Annotated in this window: 18 protein-coding genes and 1 tRNA gene; 10 read left to right on the top strand and 9 right to left on the bottom strand. The window is 65.7% G+C overall.

From position 1 onward, the window contains the following. Positions 1-10 precede the first annotated feature (10 nt). The 5 genes from NCW75_00095 to phoU form a co-directional block, all read right to left on the bottom strand. Positions 11-1,486 carry a HAMP domain-containing histidine kinase gene (locus NCW75_00095; GenBank protein UYV12706.1) on the bottom strand — a complete coding sequence of 492 codons (1,476 nt, stop codon included), beginning with the start codon at positions 1,484-1,486 and terminating at the stop codon, positions 11-13. Positions 1,487-1,523: 37 nt separating this feature from the next. Then, positions 1,524-2,318, bottom strand: a complete 795-nt coding sequence (locus NCW75_00090) for a prepilin-type N-terminal cleavage/methylation domain-containing protein (protein ID UYV12705.1) — start codon at positions 2,316-2,318, stop codon at positions 1,524-1,526. Between the two features lie 212 nt (positions 2,319-2,530). Continuing rightward, positions 2,531-2,604 (bottom strand) — tRNA-Val (locus NCW75_00085). Then, positions 2,595-4,067, bottom strand: coding sequence for a SpoIIE family protein phosphatase (locus tag NCW75_00080; GenBank protein UYV12704.1), 1,473 nt, complete (start codon positions 4,065-4,067; stop codon positions 2,595-2,597). Before NCW75_00080 ends, NCW75_00085 begins: the two co-directional genes overlap by 10 nt. A gap of 113 nt (positions 4,068-4,180) precedes the next feature. Then, positions 4,181-4,867: a phosphate signaling complex protein PhoU gene (gene phoU, locus NCW75_00075; protein UYV12703.1), complete on the bottom strand. Its 687-nt coding sequence runs from the start codon at positions 4,865-4,867 to the stop codon at positions 4,181-4,183. A 108-nt stretch (positions 4,868-4,975) separates the two neighbouring features. Between phoU and NCW75_00070 the strand changes: the two genes are divergently transcribed. Further along, a complete protein-coding gene (locus tag NCW75_00070; GenBank protein UYV12702.1) occupies positions 4,976-5,962 on the top strand; it encodes a methyltransferase domain-containing protein in 987 nt (328 codons plus the stop codon). Positions 5,963-6,979: 1,017 nt separating this feature from the next. Here the strand turns inward: NCW75_00070 and NCW75_00065 are convergent. Genes NCW75_00065 through dcd form a run of 3 tightly spaced genes read right to left on the bottom strand, consistent with a single transcriptional unit; the run spans position 6,980 to position 12,134 of the window. Continuing rightward, entirely contained in the window at positions 6,980-10,720 is a 3,741-nt protein-coding gene (locus NCW75_00065) for an adenosylcobalamin-dependent ribonucleoside-diphosphate reductase (protein ID UYV12701.1), read from the bottom strand. 33 nt (positions 10,721-10,753) lie between these two features. Then, complete coding sequence (locus NCW75_00060) at positions 10,754-11,518, bottom strand: hypothetical protein (GenBank protein UYV12700.1); 765 nt, start codon at positions 11,516-11,518, stop codon at positions 10,754-10,756. 43 nt (positions 11,519-11,561) lie between these two features. Further along, positions 11,562-12,134 carry a dCTP deaminase gene (gene dcd, locus NCW75_00055; GenBank protein ID UYV12699.1) on the bottom strand — a complete coding sequence of 191 codons (573 nt, stop codon included), beginning with the start codon at positions 12,132-12,134 and terminating at the stop codon, positions 11,562-11,564. Between the two features lie 455 nt (positions 12,135-12,589). On the opposite strand from dcd, the gene NCW75_00050 reads away from it, so the two are divergent. The 9 genes from NCW75_00050 to NCW75_00010 all read left to right on the top strand — a co-directional run bounded on the left by NCW75_00050 (position 12,590) and on the right by NCW75_00010 (position 25,606). Then, positions 12,590-14,632: a flagellar basal body P-ring protein FlgI gene (locus tag NCW75_00050; protein UYV12698.1), complete on the top strand. Its 2,043-nt coding sequence runs from the start codon at positions 12,590-12,592 to the stop codon at positions 14,630-14,632. Between the two features lie 134 nt (positions 14,633-14,766). Further along, entirely contained in the window at positions 14,767-18,795 is a 4,029-nt protein-coding gene (smc, locus tag NCW75_00045; protein ID UYV12697.1) for a chromosome segregation protein SMC, read from the top strand. 2 nt (positions 18,796-18,797) lie between these two features. Next, complete coding sequence (gene gmhA, locus NCW75_00040; GenBank protein UYV12696.1) at positions 18,798-19,379, top strand: D-sedoheptulose 7-phosphate isomerase; 582 nt, start codon at positions 18,798-18,800, stop codon at positions 19,377-19,379. Between the two features lie 256 nt (positions 19,380-19,635). Next, complete coding sequence (locus tag NCW75_00035; GenBank protein ID UYV12695.1) at positions 19,636-20,328, top strand: hypothetical protein; 693 nt, start codon at positions 19,636-19,638, stop codon at positions 20,326-20,328. Positions 20,329-20,367: 39 nt separating this feature from the next. Then, entirely contained in the window at positions 20,368-21,060 is a 693-nt protein-coding gene (locus NCW75_00030; protein ID UYV12694.1) for a hypothetical protein, read from the top strand. Positions 21,061-21,087: 27 nt separating this feature from the next. Further along, positions 21,088-23,013, top strand: a complete 1,926-nt coding sequence (locus NCW75_00025; GenBank protein UYV12693.1) for an FG-GAP-like repeat-containing protein — start codon at positions 21,088-21,090, stop codon at positions 23,011-23,013. A 50-nt stretch (positions 23,014-23,063) separates the two neighbouring features. Further along, on the top strand, positions 23,064-23,867 hold the full coding sequence (locus NCW75_00020; GenBank protein ID UYV12692.1) for a hypothetical protein: 804 nt from the start codon (positions 23,064-23,066) through the stop codon (positions 23,865-23,867). Between the two features lie 131 nt (positions 23,868-23,998). After that, positions 23,999-24,169 carry a PLDc N-terminal domain-containing protein gene (locus tag NCW75_00015; protein UYV12691.1) on the top strand — a complete coding sequence of 57 codons (171 nt, stop codon included), beginning with the start codon at positions 23,999-24,001 and terminating at the stop codon, positions 24,167-24,169. 21 nt (positions 24,170-24,190) lie between these two features. Further along, entirely contained in the window at positions 24,191-25,606 is a 1,416-nt protein-coding gene (locus NCW75_00010) for a mechanosensitive ion channel (GenBank protein UYV12690.1), read from the top strand. Here NCW75_00010 and NCW75_00005 read toward each other — a convergent pair. Then, complete coding sequence (locus tag NCW75_00005) at positions 25,603-25,968, bottom strand: FHA domain-containing protein (protein ID UYV12689.1); 366 nt, start codon at positions 25,966-25,968, stop codon at positions 25,603-25,605. The two genes, NCW75_00010 and NCW75_00005, sit on opposite strands and share 4 nt — an antisense overlap. Between the last annotated feature and the right edge of the window lie 398 nt (positions 25,969-26,366).

The following is a 26,366-nucleotide window of genomic DNA, read 5'->3' as shown; positions in this document are numbered from 1 at the left end:
CGAAGCAGGGTCAATCCGTGGGGAGCCATAGGGCGAACACCGCTCCATGACCCTCCCCAGCGTCGCGGAGCCACGCATCTCCTCCGTGGTCCCTCGCAACCTTCTGCACCATTGCAAGCCCGATGCCACTCCCCTCGGTCTTCGTTGTAAAGTACGGCTGGAACAACCGTTCGGCTGCCTCCTCGGACACGCCGGGCCCCTCGTCGGCCACGTCGATCCCCCACCTTGGGGGTCCATCCGCTGGCTTCTCGGACCAGGCAAGCACCCGGACCGTGCCACCCTTGGGCGTTGCCTCCAACGCGTTGGACACCAGCGCGACGACCGCCTGCTCGAGTTGGGCCGAGTCGAACCGTGCCTGTTCCGGTGCTCCAGAAACATCGACCTCGAACTCGATGCCCGCCCCTTGGGCCCGGGCGTGCAGTGGCGCGAGGATGTCGTTCAGCCACCGTGCGGCCCCGGTGATCGACGTGTTCAGTTCGCCGGGCCGCGACACGTCGAGCAGCCGCTTGAGCCAGGTGTTCATGCGGTCCACGGTGGACACGATGCGCTCGAGCTTCTCCTTGGCGTCGTCCGCCCCATCGCCGGCGAGCTCGGCCATCATGCGGATGCCCGCCAGCGGGCTCTTGATGTTGTGGACGATGCGCTGGGTAGCCGTGCCGAACGCTGCGAGCCGCTCACGCTCGATGCGCTCGTGCTGCATGCCCTTGATCGTGCCGGCCATGGTGTTGAACTCGCTTGCCAGCGTGGCGATCTCGCCCTGGCCAACGACCGCCACGCGGTAGTCTAGCTCACCCCGCGCGAATCGCTCGGCGGCTTCTCGCAATTCGGCCACCGGCGCGAGCACCCACCGCCGCACGAGTTGGGCGGCGAGGATGGCCGTCAGGATCGCGATCGCCACGCTCGCGGCCAGTGAGATCCAGACCTTCTTGCGCATGCTGTCGGTGTGCGAACTCGCCATCGACGCGTTCTTGACAACGTTCGTCTCGGTTGTCTCTATACGCTCGTGGAGATCGAACAGCAGCCGCAGGGTCTCGGCCCTCGCGTCCTCATCGCCGCTGTCCATCCACGTGCGCAGCGCGGTATTTGCTCGGGAGACCCGGTCCTTTAAATACTGGGGCACACCCCCGCCGAGGACGATCTCGAGGTCTTTCGCTTCGAGCAGGTTGCTGGTTGCGCGTTCGGCCTTCGCCGCTCGGGTGAGCAACTCGACATGGTCAACGCGTCCGAGCGGCCCCTGGCCCTCGGCCACCCTCGGCCCGATCGCCGCCGCTTCGGTGCCCCTTGCGATGTCGTTGTGTTGCTCTCCCGCGGCCCGCTTGGCCTCGCTCAGCAGGGTCAACGCCGTCTGGGTCGCGCGCAACGGCCGGTCGATCTGCCGCTCGAGGAACAACACACTCCAGAGCATCGTCGTGGCGTTGATCACCACCACCAACCCGAAGGCGGCCAGCAAGAACACAAACTTTATACGCAGGGGAGACAGCGCCATCGGTCGGGCTCACGGGTTAGCAAGCGTAAGCCCGGCGTCAGTGGCGAGCGTAGTAATCCCAACGCCATCCGGCCTCTTCCAGTGGCCGATGGCTTGAGTCGATGTGCCCATCCATGAAGACCACGTTCATGCCCGACCCGTGGCGTGCGGCGGGCATCCAACTCAGCCCGTCGTCATAGAGCCCGCCATCGCCGATCGGTGGTGCGGAAAACACGGGGGTCACGCCGCGCCGAGTGGCCTCTTTTCCATCCACGTCCCAGGCCAGCGGGACCATGCCGTTTTCCAGCACTCGCTCGGTCAAACAGGTGCCCATGCTGCGACCGCCCGGGCCATCGACCCGATGCAGCCGCGCGTTGAAGCCGTAGGACACGGTGTTCCAACTCGCAACGCCACCCGAAGAGCATGGCGCGTCACGTCGCAGGACGAGGTCGCCACGAACCGCCGCACAGCGCAGCGGCACGTCGTCCTCGTTACCAAGCGAGACCTGCGAGCGATCGCTGCCGTACCGCCAGTACTCGTCGATGCCGTACAGGCTCTCCTGGAACGTCTCGAGCGCCACGTGCCCGTGCCGGCCGCAAGGATCCTGCGGCCTGGGCTCGTCCAGATCGATGAACATCGTCAGGTCTAATGCCACGTTGCGCATCGACATCTGGCATCGGAACGAGCGTGAGGCATCGATGGCGCCATTGAGCACGGGAAGCAGGATGCCCAACAACACGCCAAGCAAGGCCAGCACGATCAGCAACTCGATCAGCGTAACGCCACGGCGCACGCGCAACACCCTGGCCAAAGCCATGGGGTTGTAATCCGCTGGGATTCGATCGTCGGGCATGGACATCACCCCACAAGTCGTTGATATTCTACCCGAGTCACCGCGGTTTCAATGCCCACCGAATGAAGCGAGCCAGTTTCTTGCACGGTTGGGGTCCGGTATTGCCCGATCCGACAAACGGCCATGAGTGGCCAATTCGGGTAGTACGCCTCGCTTCGTACGAACAAAAATAAGACCCCAGCCGCCGGGCCGGGGTCTCGATCGTTCGGGAATGAGCGCAATAGGACTCGAACCTATGACCTCTGCCATGTGACGGCAGCGCTCTAGCCAACTGAGCTATGCGCCCGAAGCCGGGAGTATACGCTCCGACTCGCCCGCCAGCATGGTTGTTCGCTCCCTTTGCACAACCACGACGGTCCGGTCGTCGGCAGCTTGACGATCGCGCGAGAACTCGCTAACTGCCAACCGAACCGCATCGGTAATCTCTTCTGGTGTACGGGCATTGTTCGAGTGCAGGACCTTGGCCAGCCGCTCCACGCCGAATTGCTCGCCGTTGAGCGCCGTCTCGGCGATGCCGTCCGACGCCAGGAGCAGCGTGTCGCCGGGTTCGAGTTCGATCTCGCGGCAGCCATCACCCTCGAGCCCATCGAGGATCCCCAGCGGCACCGTGTCGGTCGGCAGCCGCTCGACCCGATCGGTCGCGGCCCGGTACACCAATTGCGGATCCTGGCCCGAGCTGATCATGCGCAGCCGGCCCGTGGTGTGATCGAGCACGCCGAACCAGGCTGTGACGAACCGACCGTCGGGGAGCTGGGCCACCATCCGTTCGTTGAGCACCCGCGCCACGGCCAGCGGATCCCGCTCGTGGCGCCACGAGAGGTGGGCCATGGCCTGCAGCTGCGCGATCGCCAGAGCTGGCCCGATGCCATGCCCCGACGCGTCGGCGATCATGATGGCGACTTCCCGGCCGCCCCCGAGCTCGACGAAGTCGAACGTGTCGCCGCCGGTCTCATCTGCCGGTTCGCTCCATCCGGAAAACGCATATCCCGCGACCTTCGGTAGGCTCGATGGCAGCGTCGCCCGCTGGATGCGTCGCGCGACCAGGAGATGCTCCTTCAACTGATGGTTGAGCCGCTCCTGCGCACCCTCGTAGCGATGCAGCAGCATGTTCAAACCGAACCCCGAGATCGAGAGCACGCCGATGGATGCGAAACCCGCGATGATCAAGATCCATTGCGTGCTCGACTCACCAGTCTTGATGAGACCGCTCACGGGTTGATGCACGAGCAATCGCAGCCCGTTGCTGTCGATTGGTTGTGTTGCGACATAGTGGAACTCGCCGGGAAACTCCAGGATGCCCGAGGCGGGCTCGTTGGGCGAACCGGCCGAGATCACTGGCTGATACTCGGCTTCCGGGTCGAGGCTCTCGGCGATCTGCATGCCGCTGAAACTGAAGTTTCGTAATCCAGGATCGTCTCGGATATCCGGATGGCACAGCAACCGGCCATCGGGCTCGATGAGGCACGCGAATCCGCCAGCCGGAAGGTCGTTGAGCGCCTCGCCCTCGATCACCCGCTGGAGCTTCTCCCAGTCGTCGCCGCCGAACTCGACGTCGTCCATGACCGACGGCAGCAGCGACGCCACACGCTCGACGATCTCACGATTATGTTCTTGGACAATGTCCTCGACCACAAGGCCGAACGATCGCTGCACGATACGGAACGTCAGGAACCATCCACCGCCGAGTACGACCACCTGGACGAGTAGAGCAGAGGCGATCAACGCCCGCTTCGACTTGGGTCGCGCCAAGACACCAAGCACCCTTATTCGCCACGGTACACGCATCGCTTGCACCAAACCGCGGCTGGGCCGCATTGTTCCCGAAGTGACGCGTTACGCGCTCAAGGGGCACCGGCGGCCGATCAGGTGTGCCGGAGGTTCTCACCCGTGTCCCGGTAGATCAGGTCGCGGCAGATGCTCGCCATCACGTCGGCGGTCCGCTCCAGCTCGCGCCCCACGCGGAAGATGTAGAGCCCGGCCATCTCGCCATTGGGATCGTTGCGGATGAGTTCGAGCGTCTCGCCAAACAGGGTTTTCTCGAGCTGGTCGATCAGCTCGTCCTCGTCGATGATCTCGCGGGCGGCATCGAGGTCTTCGTCGAGCACGGCCCGCAGCGTCTTGTGGCACGCCGCCGGCACGCGATGGGCCATCTCGACGAGCGAGGTTGGCCACCTGGGTTCGAGCCCGGCCTTGACCATGCGCGAGGCGCACTTGGCGATGCTGGTGGCGTGGTCGCCCACGCGCTCGACCTGCGTGTTCACGCGGAGCACGAAGAGCACGGCCCGGAAGTCGCTGGCGACCGGATGTTGCATCAGGAGCAGGTCGAGGCAAGCCGCTTCGATCTCGAGTTCCTGCCGATCGATGACATCATCCTGCTTGCGTACGGCCTTGGCCTGCGGGCGGTCGAGCCGCAGCAGGGCATCGAGCGCCTGCTCGATCATCGCGACGGCGTAGGAGGCTTCTTTGATCAATTGCCGCTTGAGGCCCACGATCTGGCGGGGAAGGTCTTTCCCGCCGATCTGCCGCTCGAATGCCGGTTGTGATTCCATCTGGGTGGGTTCCTTCCCGCCGGTGCCGCGCGGTCCACCGGAACCGGACGCATTCGAAGCCATCGGCAATCGTAGGCCAATCGCTCCATCGGGCGTACGCTACAGGCGATGCGCAGCAGCCCCACGAGCCCACTACCGGACGCCCCTCCGGCCGTTGATGCCGTGCCCGCCGAATACCGGGACACGAACCCACGCCGCGACCAGCCCGCGCCCCCGGGCCCGGTCCGGCCCGCCGAACCAATCGAGTACCGCCCACCCGCCGAGCGCAATCGCGTTTCCAACGCCGCGTTCGAGTTCTTTAAGAAGGCCGTTCGTCGCGCCATCCGCCCGGCCTTAGCCCCCATCGAGGACGCCATCGCCGGCGCTGGAGGCTGGCACGCGTGGCGCGGCGGGCTCGACGGCTCGCTCACCAGCGCCATCGGCGACGCCCACCTCGAGCGCCGCCTGCGCGACGAGTTGGCGTACTGGGTCAGGGCCGTCCGCGTGCCCGGTGCCCACGAAGCGATCGACCCAAGCTACGGCGATTTTCACACGGTCTTCGCCCGATGGCAGGTCGACCGCTGCAAAGAACTCGCGCATTGGCTGGGCATCGACGGCGTCGACATGTGGCAGGCCGCCACCGCCGCACTCGAGATCGGCGGCGGCCCGCACCCCATGGTCGCGCAAGGCCACTGGCGCTTCGCCGCCGCGGTCGATCCCCTGAACGACGGCTATGCCGCCTGCGACCTGTTCCCCCCACCGCCACTGACCTTCACGCCCATCGCAGCGCCCGGCGAGCAACTCCCCCTCACCAGCGCCACGTTCGATCTCGTCGTCTGCGACAACTGCCTCGACCACGTGGCCGACCCCGGCCGCGTCGTTGCCGAGATCGCCCGCGTGCTCAAGCCGGGCGGCCACGCCTGGATCCTCGTCGACCTGCGCAGCACCGTCGACGACATGCACCCACACGCCTTCACGCCCGAGTTGCTCGCGGCGATGCTCACGAGCCAGGGCTTGGACGTGGTCAAGGAACGCATCGGGAACCACGCGAGCCACCCGCTGGCGTACGGCGAGGTGCGCGTGCTGGCGTGCAAGCGTGAAGACAGGCCGGGCTAAAAACAGAGCGTTAATTCTTGCTCAGCCCGTGGACGTTGCCCGAGTGACCCGGCACTCGCCGGCCACACTCAGGACATTGGCTTCCAATCCCTGACAAATCGTATCCACACACCATACACAGCCCGCGGTGCCTGCGACGAGCGCGAACACCAAACACGACTGGAAGCTTCACAAGCATCAACATCAACCACAACAATAAAAAGAGCAGTCCCCACGTCGCCAGCAGTGTGCTCCAAACCGGACCGAACACCAACTGCCATCGGTCACGTAGAGATTGGGCTCCCCTTGCATCGAGCAGGCTCGTTCTTGTGAGTACGTCCGCCGGTGGCACGGTTCCTCCCTTATCGGGCACAAGCACTCCACCACGCAACGTGCGCAGCGGCCAGCCCAATAAAGCAACCTCCGCATCGGTGGCTTTCCGCTCGCCCAAGTCTGCTTCTAGCTCATTCCATACAGGTTCGAGCATAAGCGGCATCGTGGCCGGTACAGACAAAGGGGCGGAGGATTCATAGATTTTCGTGTAATCGTCATAGTTCGACCAACCCGGTCTGGAAAGAAGTCGGAACCGCGAGCCTGCTCGAGTCTTGAGTACACGAAAAATCGATCCGTCTTCAAGCCGGCACCAGCGACCATTGTGGTCCAATCGATCCTCCACCATCTGAATGCCGAGTTGTGATACAGGCGTAAGCACACCCGCTATGCCTCCGAGCACCACGAGAAGCAGCAGTTCTCGACGGATACGACGGCGGCGTCGACCGCTCGGGGCCGCCACCTTCCCATTGTGAAAATCCTCGTTCAACACATCACCCTTGGATATGCGCCATCCGCTCTCGAGATCGTACCACGGTCGCTTTAGTCACTTCCTCACCCAATCCATCAATAAGAACCCCCGGGCCTGGTGGCGGGCCCGGGGGCGTGGGCGATCGTCGGAACCGGGTGGTGGCAGCCCGTCGGAGAGAGGGGGACGGGCTAGATCCCGACGATCTTGGGGGAGAAGGAGTTCGTTATCTCAGCCGATCAGCTGCACCCCATGCTGTTGCCGCAATTCAGGCACTTGTAGCACGTGCCGTTGCGAACGGTGATCGTGCCGCACACGTCGCAGGCCGGGGCGTCGGCCATGCTCTCGAGCATGGATGAAAGCTGCGCGGCCTCGCCCGACTTGGCCTCGGTTTGCTTGCTGGCAACGGGTTCAACCGATCGGCTCCGGCGTGCCGCGGTCTCGGTCGCCTCGGCCACGGCCGATCGGCCGCTCGGGACCACCACTTCGGCCGTCGCACGAGCCTTGCCCGAGCCATCGGAGTCGCTCCCGGCCTCCGGGTTGGCCTCGCGTGTCGCCCGGGCGGCGATCTCTACGCGCCCGCCAGACCCCTCCGTGGGTCCGGCGAGCGAACGCAGACGGTCGGGCGTCCCTGCTCCAGACTCGCTCTTGGTGCTCTCGGCCTCGCTTGTGCTGCTCTTGCCGCGGTTGGGCGTGTTGGCCTCGCGATAGCCAGGGATGAACTGGATGCCAAGCCAGCGGAAGATGTAATCGACCAGGCTCTTGGCCAGCGGTATATCGCGGTTGGTCGTCATGCCCGCCGGCTCGAAGCGCTGGTGCGTGAACTTGCGCACCAGGCTCTCCAGCGGCACGCCGTATTGCAGCGCCACGCTCACCGCCGTGCCCAGGCTGTCCATCAGGCCGCCGATGGTCGAGCCCTCCTTGGCCATCGTGATGAACAGTTCGCCCGGCAAGCCATCCTCGTAGAGGCCCACCGTCAGGTAGCCCTCGTGGCCGGCGATGTTGAACTTGTGCGTGATCGACCCGCGCGTGTCGGGCAGGCGGCGACGCATCGGCCGATGCACGATCCGCTCGACGGTCTTGATCGTGACCTGCGCGTCTTCCTTGCTCACCGACTCGGCGGCCGCAACGGTCAGGTCCTCGACCTCTTCCAGAGCCTCGGCCTCGCCAAGCTCGTCGATCTCGACCACATCCTCGAGGTCAACCTCGACCGCGACCAACTCGGACGCATCTTCCTTCGCGTCGCTCTTGGTGCTCAGCGGCTGGCTCAGCTTGCACCCGTCGCGGTACAGCGCGTTGGCCTTCAGCCCCAGCTCCCAGCTCAGGCGGTAGCAGTCCTTGATGTCCGCCACGCCCGCGTCGTTGGGCAGGTTGATCGTCTTGCTGATGGCACCACTAATGAACGGCTGGGCCGCCGCCATCATGCGGATGTGCCCCTGCGGCTCGATGTACCGCGTGCTCAAGGGTCCGCACGTGTTGGCACAATCGAACACCGGCAGGTGCTCGTCCTTCAGGTGCGGCGCACCCTCGAGCGTCTGCGTGCCGCACACCTTCAGGTTCAGCTCGCCAAGCTGCTCGGCGGTCAGCCCCAGCTCACGCAGCAGGTTGAAGCCCGGCTTGGCCTTGGCCGCCTCGGTGTCCACGCCCGCGCGTTCGAGCACTTCGTCGCCCAGCGTCCACGCGCTGAAGGCAAACCCGAGCTCGAACACGCCCGGCAGCGCGTCGGTGATGGTCTTCAGGTCCTGCTCGGTCAGCCCCTTGCCGCGCAGCCACTGGGCCAGCGTCTGGCCGATCTGCGCCCCCGGCACACCCTCAGGCAGTTCCACTTCCAGGTGCAGCGTTCCCAGCAGGTACCGCAGCATGTCCTGCCGCTCGGTCTCGCCGTAGCCCATGGCTTCGAGGGCGGGCTTCACGCTCGCGTTGGCGATCTTAAAGTACCCGCCACCCGCCAGCTTCTTGAATTTCACCAACGCGAAGTCCGGCTCCACGCCCGTGGTGTCGCAGTCCATCAGCAGGCCGATGGTCCCCGTCGGCGCGATCACCGTCGTCTGGGCGTTGCGATACCCGTGCTTCTCGCCGAGCTGGATCGCCTGGTCCCACGCCATCTTCGCGCGGTCCAGCAATTCGGCCGTGTTCGCCACGGGGATCTTCCCGCCGCGGCAGCGTGCCTGATCGATCGGCACCGGCCGCGTCTTGGCGTTCAGCCCCTCCCACTCGGCCGCCTCGCGCTTCACGCCGTGGGCCGCACGGCGGTGGTTGCGCACCACCTTCAGCATGCTCTCGCTATCGGCCTTGTACCCGGCGAACGGGCCGTGCTCCTTGGCCATCTTCGCCGACATGCGGTACGAGCCGCCGGTCAAGATCGCCGTCAGGCACCCGGCAATCGCACGCCCATCCTCGCTGTCGTACGGAATCCCCGCCTGCATCAGCATCGCGCCCAGGTTCGCATAACCAAGCCCCAGCGTGCGATACTTCCAGCTCAGCTCGGCGACTTCCTTGCTCGGGTACGCCGCCATCAGCACGCTGATCTCCAGCACCATCGTCCACAGGTCGGTCGCGTGCTCGTACGCCCGCACATCAAAGTGCCGCGTGGGCGAGTCGTAGAACTTCATCAGGTTCAGCGACGCCAGGTTGCACGCCGTGTTGTCCAGGAACATGTACTCGCTGCACGGATTGCTCGCGTTGATGCGCCCGCCCTGCGGGCACGTGTGCCACGCGTTGATCGTGCTGTCGAACTGCACGCCCGGATCGGCACACCGCCACGCGGCGTACGCGATGTCGTCCCACAGCTTCTTCGCGTCCACCGTCCGCGCCACGCCCTCGGCCGTCCGCCAGCGCGTCTCCCACGCGCTCCCGGCGTCGACCGCGTCAAAGAACTTATCAGGCACGCGCACCGAGTTATTGCTGTTCTGCCCGCTGACGCTCGCGTACGCCTCACCATTAAAGTCGAAGTCCAGCTCCAGCCCCAGCCGCTTGGCCGTCTCGCCCACCGTCTCGGGATCGTGGATGCTCGCCCGCTCGCCGGCGATCTTGCTCAGCCCCTCCACCATCGCCGCCACCTTGATCTCCTCGCGAACCTTCCAGTTCACGAAGCTCTCAATGTCGGGGTGGTCCATGTCCAGGCACACCATCTTGGCCGCCCGCCGCGTCGTCCCGCCACTCTTAATAGCACTCGCGGCCCGGTCACCGATCTTCAGCCAGCTCATCAGCCCGCTGCTCTTGCCGCCGCCGCTCAGCGGCTCGCCCTCGCCGCGCAGGCGGCTGAAGTTCGTGCCCGTGCCACTGCCATACTTGAACAGCCGGGCCTCGCGCACCCACAGGTCCATGATGCCGCCGTCGTTCACCAGATCGTCGCTCACGCTCTGGATGAAGCACGCGTGCGGCTGCGGGTGCGCGTACGCCCCCTCGGCCAGCTTCACCTCGCCCGTCTTGGGGTCGGGCACCCAGTGGCCCTGGGCCGGCCCGTCGATGCCGTACGCCCAGTTGAGCCCGGTGTTGAACCACTGCGGGCTGTTGGGCGCCGCCATCTGGTGGATGAGCATGTACACCAGCTCGTCGTAGAACGCCTGCGCGTCGGCAGTACTATCGAAATACTTGTGGCTCTCGCCCCAGTGGCGCCAGCAGCCGGCCAGACGATGCACCAACTGGCGCACGCTGCGCTCGGGCCCCATCACCACGTTGCCGTCGTCGTCTTTCTGCACGCCGGAGGGGAGGCCATCCTTGGCCCGCTTGGTGGCGGCCTGCCACCCCCCGGCGATGATCGAACCGGCCTTGTCCATCTGCGGCACGCCCGCCTTGCGGAAGTACTTGCTCACGGCGATGTCCGTCGCAAGCTGGCTCCACGTCGCCGGCACCTCGGCGTCGTTCATCTCGAACACGATCGAGCCATCAGGATTACTGATCTTGCTCGAGCGCGTCGTCCACTTGACGCTGTCGAAGGGGTCCTGGCCGGCGGTGGTGAATTTGCGGGTGATTTTCATAGCGTCGTTCGTTCCTGAACCTAAATCTTGCTTCTATCCAACCTTGGAATCGCGGGGAACTTCAACCAGTTGCAACTGCGCGAGACGCTCGCCGGCTTGATGGGCCATAAATCCGCTCGCTACTGTGGTAGCAAAAAACTGATGAAACTGCAGTGCCCTGTGATAGAAAAAGAACGCGGTCACAGCCAGAGCGAAAGCCCACGCGCCTAAAGGCGCGGAAGCCATGATGAAGGCCGCGAATGCAGAGAGCACACTTGAGAGACTACTGATAGTCGCAATGCAGAACGAGAAAATTGCAAGAGTATTGAATCGATCTGCGTGCCCGTAGTTGGCATTCTGTTGTAGGTATCCTGCTGCTGCCCAGACCTGGGACCTTGCTCTAGTCACTGACGCATCAGCAAGCCTGAGCCGAGCAAGGCTATCCTCGAACAAGTCGCGTTGGGATCCAATCCGCTTTAGGCCTCGCTCGAATGGATCGCCAATGTCAATAAACCGATCTGGAACCCAAGCCAGCATCTTCTCAACGCGGCTTGGGATCAATTTGGACAAGCCCTTCTTAGTTTCAAACACTACGCGTGTGAAACGAAGCCTCAGTATGTCAGTCACACCAAGGAGTAACTGGCCAAAGGTGAACAGACATGCCAAGGAGACCAGAGCAAGTACGAGAGAAGGAAACGTTCCCAGCGTGGAAAGAGTTGTGAAGGCCTGACTGCTCACCATCTTGCTAGCGCAGCCATACATCACTTCAAGAGCCGGGAGTATTGCGCCAGCAAGAATCACCGGCGGCGTGACGACCAAGGCAAGATCGTAGAAATTAAGCTGCGAGGGAATTCCAGACAATTCAGTCCACCTTCGGCAACGTCAACCCACCCTGATCCTGATACTTCCCAGCCTTATCCGCATAGCTCGTCGCGCACACCTGGTCCGCCTTCAGGAAGACCAATTGCGCGATCCCCTCGTTCGCGTACACCCGCGCCGGCAGCGGCGTCGTGTTGCTGATCTCCAGCGTGATCTTGCCGCGCCACTCGGGCTCCAGCGGCGTCACGTTCACGATCAGGCCGCAGCGGGCGTAGGTGCTCTTGCCCACGCAGATGACCAGGCAGTCCCGCGGGATCTCGAAGAACTCGACCGTCTCGCACAGTGCGAAGCTGTTGGGCGGGATGATGACGTGGTCGGTGTTGTGGTCGTCGGTGTTCACCTCGACGAACAGCTCGTCGGTGAAGTTCTTGGGGTCGACGACCGTGATGCCGCCGCTGCGGGGCGTGGGCGTGAAGATCTTGAAGTTCGGACCCACGCGCACGTCGTAGCCGTAGCTCGACACACCGTACGAAATCTTACCAGGACGCCGCTCGCCCTTCTCGAAGGGCTCGATGCGGACCAGCTCCCTGATCTGTTCGTCGCACAGCACGGGCATCGTCGGATCCTTCCCTGATTGAAGCCCACCGGCGTCCAGGCCACCCAGCCAGACGCGAATATCGGTGCCACCACTCTACCCACTACAATTCGTGGACGCAAGACTTTTTCACCACAAGATACAGTATGGACAACCTGTCGGTCTGCCCATCTTCACGGTAAACCACGCCTGTGAGACCACTTGCGCCCCTCCAATACCACCAACCGACAGCACAAGCGCCATATTTCGACAGGTAGTGGTTCTGGTAAATGCTTATACACCATGCGGTACCCAACATGAAATTCTGGCAAAATCTGGCTCAATCACCACCAGATGGCGGCAACCGTTCGCACATGCCGAGTGGATGCCAAACAACTCGAGCATATCCTTCTTCGAGAGCCCCCGCCACGCCAGCCGCATGCAGCAATCGCCGCTGGCGGCCGTAAAGTCTGGACCTTCTCGTATCCAGAGAGGACATGCCCGCCCCCGCCGGAGATCGCCGCATGGCCAACCGCACGCCCGCCCGCCACCTGACCGCCGCCCTGACGGTGGTTGCCCTGCTGGGGCTCACGCTCGCCTCGATCGCCGGCTGCCGCGGCAAGGGCCGGGTGGTGAACCCCGGCGGCGGCGTGGTGGCGCCGTTCGACGGGCCCAGCGTGCTGCGGGGCACCGTGGGCGCGTCGGCCGACCTCATCGGCATCCAGCCCACGCTCGTGTCGGGGCTGGGCATCGTGGTGGGCTCGTCGGGCGAGGGCGGCCCGCTGCCCCAGGCCGTCGAGGCCACCGTCGTCCGCCAGCTCGCACTCCGCGAGGGCGCCCGCGGCATGGACATGTTCGAGGGCACGCCCTTCGAGGGCGAGAGCCCCGAGAGCTTCCTGCGCCGGCCCGATGTGTCGGTGGTGGCCGTGCTGGCGATGGTCGCGCCGGGCGCGCCCCAGGGCTCGACCTTCGACATCCTGGTCTACTCGCTGAACAACGAAGAACTGACCGGCGGGCACCTCTGGCGCACCGACCTGCGGCTGGGCCGCCCCACCGTGCAGGGCGGGCCCGCGACCCGGCTGGTCGGCTTTGCCGAGGGGCCGGTGTACGTGAACCCCTTCGCCGCCGGCCCGGCGGCCAACAAGACCCAGGGCCGCGTCATCGGCGGCGGGGTGATGACCAATCCGCTGGAGCTGGCCATCCGCCTGAACGTGCCCAGCCCGAGGCGCACGCGGGCGATCGCGTCGCTCATCAACAGCCGCTTCGGGAACAGCCCGGTCGACCGCGGCGACATCGCCAGCGGCCGCCTGACCGGCCAGGCCGACGCCTCGACCTCGCTGGTCACCGTCAGCATCCCCTGGAGCTACAAGGACAAGCCCGAGGAGTTCCTGCGGCTGGTGGCCCACATCAACCCCGACGCCCAGGGCCGCGAGGAGCGATACGTGGGCCGGTACATCCAGGCCCTTCGCGAGGAGCCGGGCTCGGCCGACCGCATCGCATGGGCCCTGGAAGCCCTCGGGCCGGTGGTGATCCGGGGCTCGACCACCATCTCGACGCTGTACGACTCGCCGGAGATCGCCCCGCGCATGGCGGCGCTGCGGGTGGGCGCCAAGCTGGGAGACCCCAACGCCGAACGCCCCCTCATCGCCATCGCCCAGAGTTCGGATCCGGCGCTGCAGATCGAGGCCATCGAATTGCTGGGCGAGTTGGGCACGGGGGCCATGATCGACGCCACGCTGCAAGAGTTGGCTGGTACCGAGTTGGTCTCGGTGCGCGTGGCGGCGTACAAGGCCATCGCCAGGCGGGCCGGCCTGCGCGAGCTGCGCGCCATGATGATGGAGCAATCCAAACTGCAGCCGGGCGACGACCCCGTGAGCGTGCTGCGAGCCTGGAGCGAGTACGCCCGCAATCGGTTCCGCGGCAGCCTGATCCAGGGCCTGCGACGGGACGTCATGCCCGGCGGGTTCGTGGTCGACCGCGTGCCCATCGGCGAGCCGCTGATCTTCCTGCGCCAAGAAGGACTCGCCGGCCTGGTGCTGTTCGGGCCCGAGATGCAGATCGAGCCCGGGGCCGTGCTGCGGCTGAGCGACGACCTGATCCTGGCGCGACCGAACGAGGGCGACCCGGACTTCGACCCCCAGGGCTACGACGTGCGGGTGCGCTATCGCCACCAGCCGGCCGACTGGCTGGTGACCATCACCAACGCGCCGGCGAGCCTGCACGAGTTCATCGAGTTTCTGGCCACCAAGCCCACCGTGGAGCGGCCCACGGGGGGGCTGGGCATGAGCTTCGGCAACATCGTCACCGTGGTGCACCAGCTCAAGCGGGTGGACGCGGTAAAAGCCCAGTGGCAGGTCGAGCAGAACCTGCTGCGCGAGGGCGTCGACCGATTCACCCGCGGGACGGCAGCCGACCGGCCCGAGTTCGAGGGCGACGAGGCCCAAGAGCCCGATCCGCTGCAGAGCTACATCCAGCGGTCAATCCGGGGCGAGGGCGGCGGTGCCGATCGGGGCGAAACCGCTCCGGACGGACAGGGCTGATAACCAGCCAACGCGGGCGTGGAAAGGGCCGAAGAATCCCACGTCTCCAACGGCACGGGGCCGATACTGTGGCTCGGGCGGCAGGATGCCGCCCCTGGCCTGTATCAGCAGGCCAATTGGGGACAGGAGGTCCGATGCGGCTTGCCAAGCTGACGCTCAATGGATTCAAGTCGTTCGACGACCGGACGGAGTTCCACTTCGATGATCCCGTGACGGGCATCGTGGGGCCCAACGGCTGCGGCAAGAGCAACGTGGTGGACGCCCTGAAGTGGGTGCTGGGCGAGCGGAGCAGCAAGAGCCTGCGCGGCAAGGAAATGCTGGACGTCATCTTTGCCGGCTCGGCCGCACGCAAGCCGGCGGGCATGGCCAGCGTCACGCTGACCTTCGAGAACCCGCCGCTGGACGAGGCACCGAAGGTCCAGGACCCCGAGGCCGAGCCGCTGGAGATCAACGCCACTCTCGATGGTGCCGAGGACGAATCGAGTGACATCGACGACGAGCCGGACGCCAACAGCGTGCTGGCGGACCGGCGGACGGTGGGTCGCGGGCTGCCGGTGGACACCGACATCGTGGAGGTCGAGCGTCGGCTGTATCGCGATGGTGGCAGCCAGTATCTCATTAACAACAAGCGCTGCCGGCTGCGGGACATCCGCGACCTGTTCCTGGACACGGGCGTGGGTGCCGATGCCTATTCGATCATCGAGCAGGGTCGCGTGGACGCCATGCTGCTGGCCAACCCGCAGGAGCGGCGGACGATCTTCGAGGAGGCGGCCGGGATCGCGCGGTACCGCCAGCGTCGGGTCGAGTCGATCCGCAAGCTGGACCGGGCCGAGCGCAACCTGGCGGTGACGCGCGAGCAGCTTGCCAACACCGAGCGGCGGCTGAAGATCGTGCGCGGGCAGGCAGCCAAGGCGCGGCAGTTCGTCGAGCTGGACGCCGAACTCAGGGCGTGGCGGGCGTCGCGGGCGCTGGCCCAGCACGACGCCCTGACCACCGCGGTCGAGCGCATCCACGAGGATATGGAGGGCGCGCGGGCGCAGCGCGACAAGGCCGAGGCCGAGCTGGGTGCTCTTGAGAAGGAACGCCAGGAGGCCGACCTGAAGCGGCACGACGCGGCCCGGGCGCTGCGCACGGCGGAAGCGGAATTGGCCGAGGCGAACGCATCGGTCGAGCGAGCCAAGCACAAGCGGGAGTTGGCCGAGCGATCGGCGAGCGAGGCGTTGTCTCGGCTCGACGCCGACGGTCAGCGGCTGGCCGAGGTGGAGCAGGCCGCCGAAGAGGCCGAGGCGCAGGCCGAGAAGGCCGCCGAGCGGGTGGCCGCGGTGGCCGAGCAACTGGCCGACGCCGAACGTGTGCTGGAGCAGGCGTCTCAGGCGCGTCAGCAGGCGCAGCAAGACGTGGCGAAGCATCGGCAAGCCCACGGCGAGAAGCGGCGCGAGGTCGAGCGCATCGAGCGTGACCAGCTCTCGGCGAAGGCGCGCATCGAGGAAGAAACGCGGCGGGCTGACCAACTCGCCGAGAAGGCGCGGCTGGTGGAGGCCGAGTTGGCAGGGCTCGACGAAGAGGCCGAGCGAGCGAGCGGGCAGCGTGAGGCGGCGCTCGGCGAGGCACAGAAGTTTGGCGATGCCCACGCACAGCGCACGAGCGAGGCGGAGCGGCTGGAGACCGAAGCCTCGTCGTTGGGTGAGGGCCGCGCGAAGCAATCGCAGGAAGTGAAATCGCTTGAGGAGCGGCGGCTCCGGCTCGAGACGCGGCATCACGCGGTGGAAGAGGTGCTGGCCTCTCGCGAGGGGCTGGGTCAGCCGGCGCGCGAGGTGCTCGATAGGGTGGCACGAGGCGAGGGCTTCGGCACCGTCATCGCTCCGCTGGCCGAGTTGATCCGGGTGCCGATCGAACACGCGCCGCAGGTTGAGGCGGCGTTGGGGTCGTTGCTGGCGGCGCTGGTAGTGCCCTCGATGGACGCGATGCCCAGCCGTGAGGATCTGGCGACACTGACCGGGCGGGTGAGCTTCGTGCCGCTTGGTATCGGTGTGCCTGCTGTCGAAGAGCGCTACGACCACGCGGCGTTCGCGGCGTTGCGCGCGGCGGGGCGGTTGTTGCCGTTGCGTGAGGTAGCCGGCGTGGATGAAGTGGCGTGCCGGGCGGCGGGCGTTGATCCGACCTCGGTGTCGGGGTTGCTCGACGTGCTGCTGCACGACTGCTGGCGCACGGGCGACCTGGAAGCCGCGGCGTTGCTATCGGCTGGGCCGATGCGTGGGCCGATGCGTGGGGCGACGATCGCCGATGGGAACGCGAGCGTACTTCGGTACCCGGGCGTGGTGAGCGCTGGGCCCTTGACGGCCGAGGCCGGCGAGGGCGGGCAGGCGATGGGCGTGCTGCAACGCCGGGCCGAGCTCGAGCAGTTGACGGTGGATCTGGAGCGGGCGACCGGCGAACTCGAGCGCGCACAGGCGGCATTGCGGACGCTGGACGAGAAGGCGGGCGACCTGGCCGAACGGCAGACGGCGGTGCAGCGCACGCTCAACGAACTCGTGCAATCTCGGTTGAAGGCCGAGGGTGAGGCCGAGCGCGCGGGCGATGCGTTCGCGCGGTTGGATCGCCAGCGCAACCGGGCCCGCGACGAGCAGGATGCGGCTGCGAAGAGTGGCACGCAGGCGCGTGAGAAGGTCGAGGAACTCGAGGGCAAGCTGGCGTCGCTGTCGGGCATCCTGGATGATGAGCGTACCGCGCTCGATGGGTTGGGTGCCGTCGCCGAGCAGGCGGAGAAGGACGCCGACTCGCTGGGCGAGGCGTTGACGGTCGCTCGGGTGTCGGCGAGCAGGCTGGGTGAGCAGATCGGTGCGGTTCGGCGTGAGGCTTCGGGGTTGCGCGACGCGGCGGCGAAGCATCGGGCGAGCCAGCGTGACCTGGCGGCGCACGTACAACGGGCCAGCGAGCAGGCGCAGGCGCACCAGAAGACGGCGCGCGAGGCTGCAGAAGAGATTGAATCGCTGCAAGAAGAGGCCGAGGCGGTGCGCGAGGGCCTGGACGGCAAGCGGGCGGCTTTGCACGGCGCGCAGGAGGCGGCGTTGGGGCTCGAGCGGAAGTTCGACGCGGCGCGGCGGAGCGCGGGCGACGTCGACAAGGCGTGGCATGATCTGGAGCTCCGCGGGCGTGAGGCGGACATCAGGCTCGAGAACCTGGTGCAGCGAACGATGGACGAGGACGGGTTGGATTTGCCCGCCGAGTTGCCGGGGTATCGCGAGGCGCTGGGCTCCGGGTCCGATGGAGACGAGTACGGCGTGATGCGGGCGATGGGCGATCAAGAATCGAGCGAGGCGATCTCGACGCTCAAGAAGTCGATCGACAAGCTGGGCAGCGTGAACCTGGCGGCGATGGACGAGGAGGGCCAGCTTGCCGGCAAGAACGAGCAACTCGCGGCCCAGGTCGAGGACATCGACAACGCGCGCATCCGGCTGGAGACGCTGATCGACCAGTTGAACGAGGCGAGCCGGCATCGGTTTGGCGACATGCTGGAACGTGTGCGCGAGAGCTTCGCGGGCGATGACGGGTTGTTCCGGCAGTTGTTTGGCGGTGGGCGTGCGGAGATCAAGCTCATGCCGCTGGTGCGCGAGGTGGATGGGCAGAAGGTTGTGACCGACGAAGTTGACTTGCTCGAAAGTGGGATCGAGATCGTTGCGCGACCGCCGGGCAAGCAGCCCCGCTCCATCAGCCAGCTCAGTGGCGGTGAGAAGGCGATGACGGCGGTGGCGTTGCTGCTGGCGATCTTCCAGAGCAAGCCGAGCTGCTTCTGCGTGCTGGACGAGGTGGACGCGGCCCTTGATGATGCCAACGTCGATCGGTTCAGCCGCGTGGTGAAGCAGTTCAGCGTGAAGAGCAACTTCATCGTGATCACGCACCACAAGAAGACGATGGCGATGTGCGACCGGATGCACGGCGTGACGATGCAGGAGCGCGGCGTGTCGACGCGGGTGGGCGTGCGGTTCGATCAGGTGGGTGCCGATGGGCGATTGAGTGCTGCGGCTGTGGATTCGTCGGCGAAGGCACCAGATGCGAATGGGGTCGAGAAGCCCAAGCTGCGTGATGCGCTCGCTCATATGAAGCGGGGCGAGGCGGCCGAGGTTGAGGCGGGCGAGACCGCCGAGTTGGCCGAGGCGAACTGACCGTGATCGAGGCCTTCCAGAACGCGAAGCTGGCGCTCGAGGCCTTTCTGGCCGACGGGCGGAACTTCACGACGCTGGACCTTGCCGCGGACATGCTCACGGAATCGTTCAGCGAGGGTGGGAAGGTGCTGGCGTGCGGCAACGGCGGGTCAGCGTGCGACGCGATGCACTTTTGTGAAGAACTCACCGGACGGTTCCGCAAGGATCGCCGGGCGCTCGCGGCGGTCAGCCTGACCGATGTGGGGCACATGTCGTGTGTTGCAAATGACTACGGGTACGACGAGGTGTTCGCGCGTGGGGTGCGGGCGCTGGGCAAGCCCGGCGACGTGCTGGTGGCGCTGAGCACGAGCGGAAATTCGGCCAACGTCGTGCGCGCGGTCGAGGCGGCGACCGAGATCGGAATGCGGACCATCGGCTTGCTCGGACGCGACGGCGGGAAGCTGGCGGGCACGAGCGACCTGGAGTGGATCGTTCCGGGTGTGCCGGTAGGAGCCCCCACGGCGGACCGGATCCAGGAGATCCACATGCTTGTGTTGCACGCGCTAGTCGAGGCTGTTGAGCGACGGTTGTTTGGGGATTCGTGAATCGAAGGTAAGGGCAGCGACGCGCCCGTTGTAGAGAGGCCACGTGTGGCGCGGTCGTATTCTGCCTTGCCTTCATCATTTGTTCGTAATCAGTTGCATATCCGCGAGCTTTTCGCGTTGAGATACGCGAGATAGGCCTTGCTGTTGTTTCGCGCGCTGATTTCTGGTAGATTGGTGCTCGGGCGAGTTATCGGTGTGAGGCCATGGTGTGTGGCTCGTGGTGGCCCGCCCGGGGCAACCGACAGGAGGCATGGACATGCGCGGGATGACGTGTGCGGCGGCGGTGCTGGCGATGGCCGGCGGGGCGATGGGCCAGACTTGGGAGATCTTCTACGAGGTGTCGAACCCCGAGCCCATGCCGGGCGAGACGATCACCATCACGATGAAGGCGGGGTATGGAGGAAGGGACTACGCCATCGCGGGTGTGGTCACCAACTTCGAGGTCTCGGCACTCCAGGGCGAGTTGAGCGATTGGCGCCTCGTTGCACCGATGGACGGGCCCGGCACGAGCATGGGGATGCCAGTGGGCGACAGCATCGAGGGCATCCTCGCGGGGCAATTAAACTTCCCTGCGACAGCTGGTATTTACGCCGACCCGACGAACCCGATCCCCTTCTGGGCGGTGGACCTGACGGTGGATGATGTACTTTCGGGTCCTGTGGTGTTGGATGTGCGGACTCGGACGACGAGGTACGACGTGTATATCGATATGAGTTCTTCGACGAGCGAATCACGGCTGGACGTGTTTGTCGAGGGCGAACTTCGGGTGCTCGTTGGCCGCGACTGCGCCGTGGACCTAGACGGCGATGGCGAGGCGACGGTGTTCGACTTCCTGGCGTTCTTCAACCTGTTCGATCTGGCCGATCCGCTGGCGGACTTTGATGGTGATGGGGATTTCACCTTGTTTGATTTTCTGGAGTTCCAGACGCAATTCATGGCGGGGTGCTAGGGCGTCCGTTGGGCGCAAGAAGTAGGAAGGGGTATTGAGATGCGGCGACTTACATGTGGTGCGGCGGTATTGTTGGCGGCTGCTGGAGCAGCGGCCCAGGGCGTGGAGATCTTCATCGACGTGTCGAACCCAGAGCCCACGCCGGGCGAGACGATCACGATTACGTTGCAAGCCGGCTTCGAAGCCCGGGACTACGCGATCGCGGGCGTGGCGACGAACTTTGAAGTGTCGGCCTTGCAGGGGGAACTGAGCAACTGGCGGCTGCTTGACCCCATGAGAGGGCCGGGTACGGAACGCGGCGAGTTGGTAGGCGACAGCATCGAGGGCATCCTCGCCGGGCAGCTCAACTTCCCGGGTACCGGTGCGATCTACGCGGACCCGACCAACCCGATGCCGTTCTGGGCGATCGACTTGACGGTTTCCGATGTGCTGTCGGGGCCTGTGGTGTTGGATGTTCGCACACGGACGATTCGGTACGACGTGTATGTGGACCGGATGTCGTCGCTGAGCGAATCACGGCTCGATGTCCTTGTCGAAGGTGAGCTTCGGGTGCTCGTGGGCCGCGATTGCGCCGTGGACCTGGACGGTGACGGTGAGGCGACGGTGTTCGACTTCCTGGCGTTCTTCAACCTCTTCGATCTTGCGGATCCGCTCGCCGATTTCGACGGCGATGGCGAGTTCACGCTGTTCGATTTTCTTGAGTTCCAGACGCAGTTCATGGCGGGGTGCTGAGGTGCGCTGCACCACGGGAGGTGGACGATGGGCATGATGACACGGGTGGCGGTTGCGCTTGGCTTGGCGGCTTCGGTAGCCGGAGCGCAGGAGGCGTTCGAGGACGTGACCGAGGATGTTGGCTTGGCGGGCTATCGCGCGACAACGGGCGACTCGCGCGGGCCGGGCGGGGTGTTTGCCGACTTAAGCGGCGATGGATACCCCGACCTGTACCTCGTGCGCGCGCTGTCGATGGGGCCGCCGGGGACGAACCAGTTGTTCCTGAACATCCCCGGGCCGGTCGCCGGAAGGTACTTCGTTGAGATGCCCGACGCCTCGGGCGCGGCCGATGCGGGCGACGCAACGGGCGCGATTGCTGGAGACTACGACAACGACGGGGACTTGGACCTGTACGTCGTGAACTTTGACGGTGCCAACGTGCTCTTCAAGAACATGCTGGTGGAAAGCGGCACGATGTCGTTTGTCGACGTCACGGCGAGTACCGACCCGACGCCGGGCGTGGCCGATGATCAGTTGGGCGTTGGCAACTGCTTCTACGAGGGCGTGGCGCTCGACAACTCGCTGACGGCGGCCTGGGGCGACCCGGATCGCGACGGCGACCTGGACCTGTATGTGGGCAACCACAACGGGTACTTCGAGAAGCCGCTGCCATTCGAGGGTCCGTACGACGTGCCGGGGCGGCGCGACGTGTTCTACATCAACAACGGGGACGGGACGTTCACCGACATGACGATGGCGTACGACGTGCCGGGGTGGGTGGCGGCCGATGGCAGCTACGAGAATGAGCACCAGCGGTTCAGCTCGAGCAACGCCGTGATCTTCGCCGACTTTAATAATGACCGATGGCCCGATTTGCTGGCCACCAACAAGATCGGCGGGCCGACCGACCGCGATATGCTCTACATCAACCAGGGGGCCGATGCCGACGGCACGTGGCTGGGGTTCCGCGTGGCAACGTACGACCTGAGCCCGGAGTTTGGCGCGGCCTCGACGTTCGCGATGGGCATCGACGTGGCCGACCTGGACAACGACGGCGATCTGGACATGTACATCACCGACATGTCGGATATCCGCGAGCCATCATCGCCGGGCATGAACGATCTATGGCTGGGGCAACTGGCCGACACGGGCGCGTTCGGCTTCGAGCTGGCCGCCGACGTGGCGCCGGCGTACCACGCGCCGGCCAAGCTGGGGTGGGGCGCGCAATTCCAGGACTTCAATAACGACGGCTGGCAGGACCTGCACACGACCACGAGCTTCCCGTTCCGTGATTATCTGTACATGAACACGGGAACGGGGTTCGCCGAGCAAGCCGAGGCGCTGGGCATCGCGCGTGACCGGCGTGAGGCGCGCGGGAGCATGTCGGCCGACTACGACCGTGACGGGTGGATCGACCTGTTCCTGATCAACATCGACGGGCTGGCATCGGCGATGATGCGTAATGGGTTTGCCGACATGGCGGGGTCGTCCAACGGGTTCTTGAGCATCCGGGTAGAGGGCGATCCAACCACGTCTGGGCCGCTGCGTTCGACGCGGGACGCGATCGGGGCGCGGGTTCTGGTGTCGGCCGATCTTGATGGTGATGGGACCATTGAGGCCGGCGAGACACAGATGAAGGAGGTCGCCAGCGGCAGCAGCAACGCGGCGAGCACGAGCGGCCTGGATCTTGAGTTCGGGCTCGGGCTGGCTTCGGTGGCGATGGTCGAGGTGCGATGGCCCAGCGGGGTTGTGAGCAATCACGAATTCGCGGCCGATTCGTTCGTGGAGATCCGTGAAGCGGCGATTTGCCCGGCCGATCTGGACGGGGATGGAGATCTAACGATCTTCGACTTCCTCGCGTTCCAGAACCTGTTCGACGCGGGGGACGTGGCCGCGGACTTCGACGGCGATGGCGTGCTGACGATCTTCGACTTTCTTGTGTTCCAGAATTTGTTCCAGGACGGCTGCGCTTGAAGCGGACGGCTCTCGCACTCACTATTTAGAAACAACCCAGGAGGCAATCCATGCGCGGAATATTCATCGGTGTTTGCGGGGCGTTGGTCGCGACCGTTGGCGGGTGCGATACGGGTCGGACGTACGCCAAGAACGATCTGACGATCTCGAAGACCACAGTGGGCGAGTCGGTGCAGGGGCGGGCGGCGCTGGAGCGGCCCATCGGGCTGCCCGGGCACGAGGTGGTGCTCGTGCCCTTCGTTATGGAAGACGAGAAGGGGTGGTTCCAATCCGATGACCCCTACCGACGGCGTGGAACAGCACCGGCGATGCGGAGCAGAATAGGGCGCGGAAATGATGGTTGGCTCGAGACCGCGTCGCGCGACTCGCGCAGCGGCGCGTCGTACGCCGCCACCGGCGTGCGGTGGCACAACGCGTTCGGGCGTGATCTCGCGAATGACGAGCGATGGATGCTGCTCGATCGGCGGGGCGTGATCAGCTCGGTGGCGTTCCTGACGCCGCCCAAGTCTCCCGAGCGGAGCGTGTGGGCGGTGATGTACCTGGCGACGACCGAGGACACCAACGAGGACGGCCTGCTCGACAGCCTGGACGCGCGGCGGGCGTGGATGGCCGATGGCGACGCGCGCAACCCGCGGGTCGTCACGCCCGAGGGCATGCTGGTGGTCCGCTCGTGGATCGATTGGGAGCGCGAGTACGTGTACTTCCAATTGCTCGGCGACACCGATGGTGACGGGAAGTTCAGCGACGCCGACGAGTCGGCGCCGTGGCTGCTGAAGATGGGCGACCGGGGCGTGGCGCGGCCGTTGATCGACGATGTGACGATGCGCGAGGCTCGCGGGCTGCTCGAAAACTAACACCGATCTCCTGATCCAGTATGAGCCGGTTTTCACCCCCGGAGCGGGGGTTGTTTCACGTGCCGGTTCATATTCTGAAAGCGTCGGGGATTCGCCCCGGCATACTCGAAGGCACCCCTGGGAGTTTCAAAATGGAATATGGCATCATCGGGCTCATCGTCCTGATCCTGGATATTATCGCGATCATCAGCATCCTTGGAGCCGGCAAGAGCGTGGGCTGGAAGGTGCTGTGGATCCTCGTCGTGCTCCTGCTGCCGGTCATCGGCATGATCCTCTACTTCCTCATCGGCAAGAACACCTAACCCACCTAACCGAGGATGCCCGTGCGAAACCCACTGTTCCGATTCGCGGTCATTCTGGTCGCGCTCGTGCTTGTTGCGCCCGCGTGGGCGTGGCAGGACGAGCAGCCGGCGGCCGGGGAAGTCACCGAGCCCGATGCCGAGTTGTCGGCCAGCGAGCAGGCGGTCGATGTCAACGACCAGGTCGACGACACGCGCATCGCCGATCGGTTGCGCGAGGTGCTCGTCGCGACCGAGCGGTTCTCGACCATCGAGGTCGAGGTGCGCGAGGGCGTGGCGTTCCTGAGCGGATCGACCGTGTACGACGAATCCAGGAAGCTCGCGGGCGATCTGGCGCGCCGGACCGAGGGCGTGGTCGCGGTGGTCAACAACATCGCCATCGAGCAGGGGCCCATCTGGACGCTCGAGCCGGCCAAGCGGGAACTGGTCACGCTATGGCGGCAGATGGTCGCCAACGGCCCCCTCGTGGGCGTCGGGTTGGTCGTGCTCGCGTTGTCGTTCTTCCTTGCCTCGCTTGCGCAGCGGGCGGTCGGCCCGATCATCGGCCGAGGCACCGAGAGCGACCTCTTGCGCGGTGTGCTGCGCAAGGTCGTGTACATCGTTGTGCTGCTGATCGGCGTGTATATCGCCCTGCGGATCAGCGGGCTCACACGCGTGGCCATCACCGTGGTCAGCGGCACGGGCGTCCTTGGCCTTATCCTCGGCTTCGCGTTTCGCGATATCGCCGAGAACTTCCTGGCCAGCCTGCTGCTCAGCATCCAGCGGCCGTTCCACCTCGGCGACGTGATCGAGGTGGATGGCAACACCGGCGTGGTTCGCAAGGTCACCAGCCGCGGGACGCTGCTGATCGACTTCGATGGCAACCACATCCAGATCGCCAACTCGACGGTGTACAAGAGCACCATCCGCAACTTCACGGCGAACCCGAAGCGGCGGTTGACCTTCACGGTTGGCGTGGGCTACGACGATGACGTCGCACAGGCGCAGGAGGTGCTGCACGCGATGCTCGTGGCTCACCCGGCGGTGATCGACGACCCGGAGCCGCTGGTGCTCATCGAACAACTTGGCGCTTCGACGGTGAACCTGCGGGCGTACTTCTGGATCGACGGCACGGAGCACAGCATGCTCAAGGTCACCAGCTCGGCGATCCGCCGGGCCAAGGCGGCGCTCACCAGCGAGGGCATCTCCATGCCCGACGAGGCGCGCGAGGTCATCTTCCCGCAGGGTGTGCCGGTGCGGATGCTCGAGGGTGACGAGGCGGCGGCCCAGCAGACCGCCGATCGGGAGCGTGTCGCGCCACGGCCGGCCGAGTCCCCGGACGCGACCATCGAGGCCGAGGGCGACCTGGGCACCGAAACGCACGATCTGGAGAAGCAGGCCGACGAGTCGCGCGATCCCGAGGAGGGGGCGAACGTGCTGGAAGAGAAGCCGGCCGGCTAATCCTGGAGCGTCGGCCGCCCGCGCTGGCCGCGTTCACGCCAGTGGTCCATCGCGCTCTCGCGGTCCTCGAACTCGCCCTCCCAGAAGGCGACCTTCGAGCGGCCGATCTCCAGCACGTCGCCGTCCTGCAACTCGCACTCGCCCTCGACCGGGCGGCCGTTGATGGCCACGCCGTTGGCGCTCTTCATGTCGGTGGCCAGGTAGCGTCCGTTGTCGAGCCGGATCTGGAGGTGGCGGCGGCTGACGCGGTCGTCGTTGACCTGGACGGGGCAGGCCTCGTCGCGGCCGATGACCATGGTCCGCGTGCCGAGCGGGTAGTAGTCGCCCTCATTGGGGCCCGAGACGATGGAGAGGGATGGCATGGTGGGGTCTCCGGGGGTTGGGCCAGTGTATGGCGGCTGCGCCTCGGGGGTTTGGGCTCTTGGGTTGTGTCGATCGCGCGTTGCTGGCACTTCGCCGCTCGGCGGGGTGTTCTTGGGCGCTCGCTCGAAGACTCACTCGGCGGATACTCCGGCGTGGGGCGCTCGTGGTGCCGGGCGGTCGCGGGTGTTCGGGAGGGAGCTCCGGCGCGTTCCGAATGTTCGACGCTGCGGCGGAGCCGAAGACGGCTGCGCCAGCGCTCGTCCAACGGGGTGTTCTTGAGCGCTCCCTTCGGTCGCTTGCGGCCTATCGGCCGGGCCGCTCAGCGGCCGCGCCTCTCGCATGCGCTTTCGCTCGAAGACTCGCTCGGCGGATGCTTCGGCGTCAGGAGCCCAACGCG

It is taken from the genome of Phycisphaera sp. (assembly GCA_025916675.1).
Classification (GTDB): Bacteria; Planctomycetota; Phycisphaerae; order Phycisphaerales; family UBA1924; genus JAHCJI01.
Note: the sequence above shows the minus strand (reverse complement) of the source record. Positions and strands in the feature narration are given on the sequence as shown.

What these genes read in the sequence shown, in the direction of transcription:
- NCW75_00015 (UYV12691.1), top strand. Translation starts at nt 23,999, where the DNA reads ATGGAATATGGCATCATCGGGCTCATCGTCCTGATCCTGGATATTATC.
- NCW75_00095 (UYV12706.1), bottom strand. Translation starts at nt 1,486, where the DNA reads ATGGCGCTGTCTCCCCTGCGTATAAAGTTTGTGTTCTTGCTGGCCGCC.
- NCW75_00070 (UYV12702.1), top strand. Translation starts at nt 4,976, where the DNA reads ATGCGCAGCAGCCCCACGAGCCCACTACCGGACGCCCCTCCGGCCGTT.
- NCW75_00025 (UYV12693.1), top strand. Translation starts at nt 21,088, where the DNA reads ATGGGCATGATGACACGGGTGGCGGTTGCGCTTGGCTTGGCGGCTTCG.
- smc (UYV12697.1), top strand. Translation starts at nt 14,767, where the DNA reads ATGCGGCTTGCCAAGCTGACGCTCAATGGATTCAAGTCGTTCGACGAC.
- NCW75_00005 (UYV12689.1), bottom strand. Translation starts at nt 25,968, where the DNA reads ATGCCATCCCTCTCCATCGTCTCGGGCCCCAATGAGGGCGACTACTAC.
- NCW75_00020 (UYV12692.1), top strand. Translation starts at nt 23,064, where the DNA reads ATGCGCGGAATATTCATCGGTGTTTGCGGGGCGTTGGTCGCGACCGTT.
- NCW75_00035 (UYV12695.1), top strand. Translation starts at nt 19,636, where the DNA reads ATGCGCGGGATGACGTGTGCGGCGGCGGTGCTGGCGATGGCCGGCGGG.
- dcd (UYV12699.1), bottom strand. Translation starts at nt 12,134, where the DNA reads ATGCCCGTGCTGTGCGACGAACAGATCAGGGAGCTGGTCCGCATCGAG.
- phoU (UYV12703.1), bottom strand. Translation starts at nt 4,867, where the DNA reads ATGGAATCACAACCGGCATTCGAGCGGCAGATCGGCGGGAAAGACCTT.
- NCW75_00090 (UYV12705.1), bottom strand. Translation starts at nt 2,318, where the DNA reads ATGCCCGACGATCGAATCCCAGCGGATTACAACCCCATGGCTTTGGCC.
- NCW75_00030 (UYV12694.1), top strand. Translation starts at nt 20,368, where the DNA reads ATGCGGCGACTTACATGTGGTGCGGCGGTATTGTTGGCGGCTGCTGGA.
- NCW75_00065 (UYV12701.1), bottom strand. Translation starts at nt 10,720, where the DNA reads ATGAAAATCACCCGCAAATTCACCACCGCCGGCCAGGACCCCTTCGAC.
- NCW75_00050 (UYV12698.1), top strand. Translation starts at nt 12,590, where the DNA reads ATGCCCGCCCCCGCCGGAGATCGCCGCATGGCCAACCGCACGCCCGCC.